Source organism: Fusibacter sp. (genome assembly GCF_057447755.1).
Window position 1 is genome coordinate 1 of sequence record NZ_JBVBZF010000250.1, and the last position, 5,402, is coordinate 5,402.

A 5,402-nucleotide genomic window follows, 5' to 3' on the forward strand; every position below is an offset into this window, starting at 1 on the left:
ACTAAACCTATTAATACTAACCTCCTAGATGACAAAACCCTAGATTGGTTACTCGAAAAAAATAATCCATCTGTCCGTTATTTTACACTTAGAGATATTCTAAAATTAGAGCCAAAAGACAAGATGCTTGTAGAAGCTAAGAAGGCAATTATGACCCAAGGCATTGTTCCAGAAATATTGTCACTAGAGCATGATGACGGCTACTGGACAGAGGCTGACAAGTTCTATACTGCTAAATACAAGGGGACTGTTTGGCAACTCATGATCTTGGCAGAACTCGGTGCTAGTGGGGACAATGAAAAGATAAAAAAAGCCTGTGAATTTATTTTATTAAATGCTCATACAGGTGAAAAGGGTGCATTTGCAATGAAGCGAAGCAAAAAAGAAAACAGGGGTCTCACAAGTGAAATTGTACCTTGTTTGACAGCAAATATGGTATGGGCTCTTATCAAATTTGGCTATTTAGATCATGTTAAAGTACAAGATAGCATAAATTGGCTCTTGGACCATCAAAACGCCAATGACGGTGAGAAGGCCAATGACAGTGATACAAGTAAGGTTGAAAAGCAAGAGATCAGGTACCATGAAATTTGTTTCGGGAGTCATACCTGCTTTATGGGCCTTGTTAAAACCCTTAAGGCCTTTAGCGTCATCCCGATTGAGCAAAGAACAGATGCCATCAATAATAAGATCAATACCCTCGCAGAATTTTTGTTGATGCATCACATTTACAAGCAGAGCCATAATCTAAACCGGGTCTCAAAGCCAGGTTGGAAGAAGCTGGGTTTTCCCTTGATGTACCAAACAGACATACTTGAAATCATGTCAATCTTGACTGACCTTGGCATAGAAGATCCACGAATGGATGAAGCAAGGGCGCTTTTGATTCAAAAAAGAAATGAAGATGGAAGATGGATTCTTGAAAACTCCTTTAATGGGAAAATGCACATCGATATAGAAGTCAAAAACGAGCCTTCTAAATGGATTACTTTAAAGTCAATAAATGTATTGAATAAATTGGGATAAAAACATCGACAAGTTCGAGAACAAATGTTATATTAAAAATATAAATGCTATAACGCACAGAAAGAGGTTTTGTAATATGACTGATCCAAGCAATAATATAAGCACAGTTCTTAAAAAGGTCAGGTTCGAACGCGGATTGACACTTGAGGAAACTTCAAAGCTAACAGGTGTGAGTAAAGCCATGATTGGACAGATTGAAAGAGGTGAATCCAATCCAACCATTTCTACTCTTTGGAAAATTTCAGCGGGCTTGAGAATTGCTTTTTCAGACCTCATTGGACATTCTGATTCTGATTACAAGAAAATTGATATTGATGCCATAAAACCAGTCTATGAATCAGAGGAATTGATGATTTTATATGATGTCTTTCCCTTTGATCCCATGACGGGTTTTGAATACTTTTATATTAAACTCTTGCCAGGTGCTAGGCATACATCACCACCTCACTTCAACTCCACTGAAGAGTATATTGTAGTGACCAAGGGGACCCTGGTCCTTACGGTGGAGAACCAGACCTTTGAGCTGAAAGCTCCGTCTGCATTGAAGTTTAAGGCAAATGTTGAACATACTTATTCTAATCCACATGAAGATGAGGTTATACTTCAGAGTATTATTAAATATTAGATGCTCAGAACCATGTAAATAGGATACACGTGTTTCAGGCTCTAGAATATACACCTTCCAGACTGTATAATACACCTTTCAGACTGCATAATACACACCTTTCAGACTCTAGAATACACACGTTTTACACGATAGCATCCAAGCTTCTCAGGATAAAGATAGTTTCAGTTGGAAAAAACCAGTCATGCTATATATGACCTTTTTATTAGAGAAAAAGTAGCGCCTTTCCATGATCGAGAGATTTGTCTCGATTTTTCTTTAAAAGCGTAGGACGTTATAACGTATAAAATATAACAAAACATAATTCAATAGGAGGAATAGACCATGCTTTCAGAACGCATTGAAAAAACCAGACAGGAGTACATCCGTACAAAACCTGCCATATCTTATGAACGCGCAAGAATTTGGACAGAGTCTCATATGAGAACAGAGGGTCAATCTGTGCCTATTCGACGTGCAAAGGCCTTTCGAGACACGTGTAATGAGCTGCCTGTCACTATTTTTGAAGGTGAACTCATCGTAGGGTCAACTGGCGAACATCGAAAATGTGGCATTCTCACGCCTGAGTTCTCTTGGACCTGGGTAGATCGTGAAATGGATACGTTTGATCAAAGAGTTCAAGATCCGTATCTTATCACCAAGGACCAGTGTGAGTATGTCAGAGACCATATATTCCCCTATTGGAAGGGTAAGTCCTTGGAAGAGGCATTCCTTGCCCAGCTACCAGAAGAGACAGCAAAAGTGGTGGTAGACACTGGTTTTGTGGATAATGATTCAAAATGGCGTCAAGCTGTTGGTGAGATTACACCTGATTATGAAGATGTTTTGTTTAAAAAAGGATTTGGAGGGATCTTAGCCCATGCTAATGAACAAGTGAAGAAATTCTCAAAGACCTCCAATGAAGCCATTAAAAAAATTGAATTCTATCAATCTATCATTTTAACTTCACAGGGCATTATTCGATTGGCAGAGCGATACTCTGAGAAGGCAAGCGAAATGGCGCTCTCAGAAAAATCTCCTGTAAGACGCAAAGAACTTGAGAAGATAGCAGAAATTTGTCTTAAAATTCCAAAACAGCCCCCTGAGACATTTTACGAAGCAATTCAGTTTATTTGGTTTACTCAGCTTGGTGGTATAATTTCTGAAAATCCCCTGGCACTTAATCCAGGGCGTTTTGATCAATTTATGTATCCATATTACAAGCATGATATTGAGCATAATATCATGACGAAAGATGAAATCCAAGAGCTCATCGAGTCTTATTGGTTAAAGTTATCTGAATGGGTTTGGACAATCTCTGCCAATACAGCAGAGTTCTTTGCAGGCTATAACCAATTTCAAAACTTAACCCTAGGTGGAAAAACCAGAGAGGGTAAGGATGCCACAAATGACCTTACCTTTATGTGCTTAAAAGCCACTGAAAGCGTAAAAACACACCAACCCGGACTTAGCGTAAGACTTCATCAGGATGCACCAAAATCATTCTTGGATGCTGTAACAGACCTGGTTAGTAAAGGTACTGGATTTCCTGCCATTCATAATGACGCATTGGGATATCAAATGCTAATTAATGCGGGTTATGAACCAGAGGATGCAAGAGATTGGAATAATTGTGGATGTGTCGTCCCTCATTTTAGAAAAACCAGTGAATGGACATCTGCTGTCAATGTCAACTTCACAGCGGCCCTTGAGTTTGCTTTAAACGGAGGGAAGAGTAGGCTCTTAAACACACAAATTGGCCTAATCGAAAGAGATGCAAGTACTTTCGAAACCTATGAAGCTGTGGAAAAGGCCTTTAAAAAGCAATTTGATTACTTGATTGAGCAATCTGTTATTGCCACCCTTTTAGCGCAAAAACTCCACAAGGAGATGGTACCAAGACCCTTTTTATCATCGTGTATAGAAGCCTGTCTTGAAAATGGTAAGGATCTTGTAGATTGTGGTGCTAAATACAACGTAGGACCAGTTTTAACAGGGATTGGCTTAGCAGTGACAGCCAACTCGCTTGCTGTGATCAAGAAACTTGTGTTTGAAGAGAAACGCGTTTCAATGGCGGCTTTACTTGAGGCAATGGCGGCAAATTGGGAAGGACATGAAGCCTTAAGACACATGGCGCTTAATGTACCCAAATATGGTAACGACATTGATTACGTAGATGATATTGCTAGAGAGCTTGCAAATTATTATTATAAAACGAGCCATCAGTATTTGGACATCAACGGAAATCCTTTTACCACGGCATTTATGGGGATTTCAAACTATTTACCAACCGGAAAAGTTCTTGGCGCAACGCCATGCGGCAGAAAAGCCAAAGAGCCTTTATCAGAAGGGGTTTCTCCAGTGGCAGGATCAGATAGATCGACCCCCCTTAGCGCCATGAGGTCTGCTGCAAAAATTAATCAGGATGTTCATTCTGGCGGAACTCTTCTCAATCTGAGACTCAATGAGGACTTGGTGAATACCAAAAGGGGGCAAAGCAACTTGGGGGCAATGATTCAAACATTTTTTGCCCTTGGAGGATTTCATATTCAGTTCAATACAATCTCAACGGAAACACTAATAAAGGCTCAGAAGAAGCCTGAGGAATACCGTGATTTATTGGTAAGAGTTGCAGGCTACAGCACTCAATTCGTCAATTTATCCAAATCCATGCAGGATGCGATTATCGCAAGAACGGCTCATGAAACCTATTAAGGAGATGTGATTATGGACGCTTTAAAGGGCTACTTTATGGCATTACAAAATTTTTCAGTTAATGATGGTGACGGTATAAGAACTACAGTGTTCTTCGCGGGCTGCCCTTTGACCTGTGAATGGTGTGCTAACCCTGAAGGTCTTACAAGTGGCCTAAAAATTGCATTCTATGAATCCCTTTGTATTGAGTGTGGCGCATGCGTAAAAGTCTGTCCCAACGGCGTCGGGATGCATTTTAACGATGAACGAGAGCGCTTAAAGTGCAATACATGTGGTGCCTGTGTGGGGGCCTGTCAAACTGGTAGTCGAAAGTCCCTTGTGTTTCAATATGATGTTTCTGAAATATTGACACATATAGAGCGACAAGAACTCTTTTATAAGTACTCAGGGGGTGGTGTAACTTTCTCAGGCGGTGAAGCCACATCTCAACTCCCTGTCTTAAAAGCCCTTACAGATGCCCTCTATGATCGCGGTATATCCATGAGTATAGAAACCTGTGGTTATTTTCAATATGAAAAAGTAGAGCCAATTTTAAAAAAAATGGATTTGATTTTCGTAGACATTAAGCATATGGACGACTATTTACATCTCGTTCATACGGGGGTGGGCAACCAAAAAATTTTAAATAACATCCAGAAAATGAAGGCACTAAAAATTCCTGTTGTCATCAGAATGCCATTAATCGATGGGTTTAACACGAATCTTGAAAATATTAAAAGTACAGCCCGGTTTGTAAAAAAGAATTTTGATGATCCTATGATTGAATTGTTGCCCTATCATGCCTTTGGAAATGAAAAGTATCAAGCCCTTGGGATACCAGTTCCAAAGGAGAATTTATTGGCACCCAAGCCAGAGACGATGGAAACGATAATAAAGACAATCACATTTGAGGGAATTCGTCTCGTAAGTTATAAATAATTGAATCGTTTAGCCTCATTAAGTAATGGGGCAGGACAGAATGGGCTGGTGATTTCACCAGTTCTTTTTTTATACGATGAATTCTCATCCAGCTCAAAACAAGAGTGGTTAACTTGTAAAGGGTGGTTAAATGAGAGGG

The 5,402-nt window shown here is 39.7% G+C and carries 4 protein-coding genes; all 4 read left to right on the forward strand.

Translation table 11 applies throughout. The features are described 5' to 3' along the window. Positions 1-1,026: prenyltransferase/squalene oxidase repeat-containing protein (locus tag AC220I_RS17725; protein WP_486725198.1), on the forward strand; the 1,026-nt coding region annotated here is incomplete at its 5' end. A gap of 76 nt (positions 1,027-1,102) precedes the next feature. Next, positions 1,103-1,651 carry a helix-turn-helix domain-containing protein gene (locus AC220I_RS17730; RefSeq protein ID WP_486725199.1) on the forward strand — a complete coding sequence of 183 codons (549 nt, stop codon included), beginning with the start codon at positions 1,103-1,105 and terminating at the stop codon, positions 1,649-1,651. Between the two features lie 324 nt (positions 1,652-1,975). Continuing rightward, positions 1,976-4,345, forward strand: a complete 2,370-nt coding sequence (locus AC220I_RS17735) for a glycyl radical protein (RefSeq protein WP_486725200.1) — start codon at positions 1,976-1,978, stop codon at positions 4,343-4,345. Between the two features lie 12 nt (positions 4,346-4,357). Then, positions 4,358-5,263: a glycyl-radical enzyme activating protein gene (locus AC220I_RS17740; RefSeq protein ID WP_486725201.1), complete on the forward strand. Its 906-nt coding sequence runs from the start codon at positions 4,358-4,360 to the stop codon at positions 5,261-5,263. Positions 5,264-5,402: the final 139 nt, after the last annotated feature.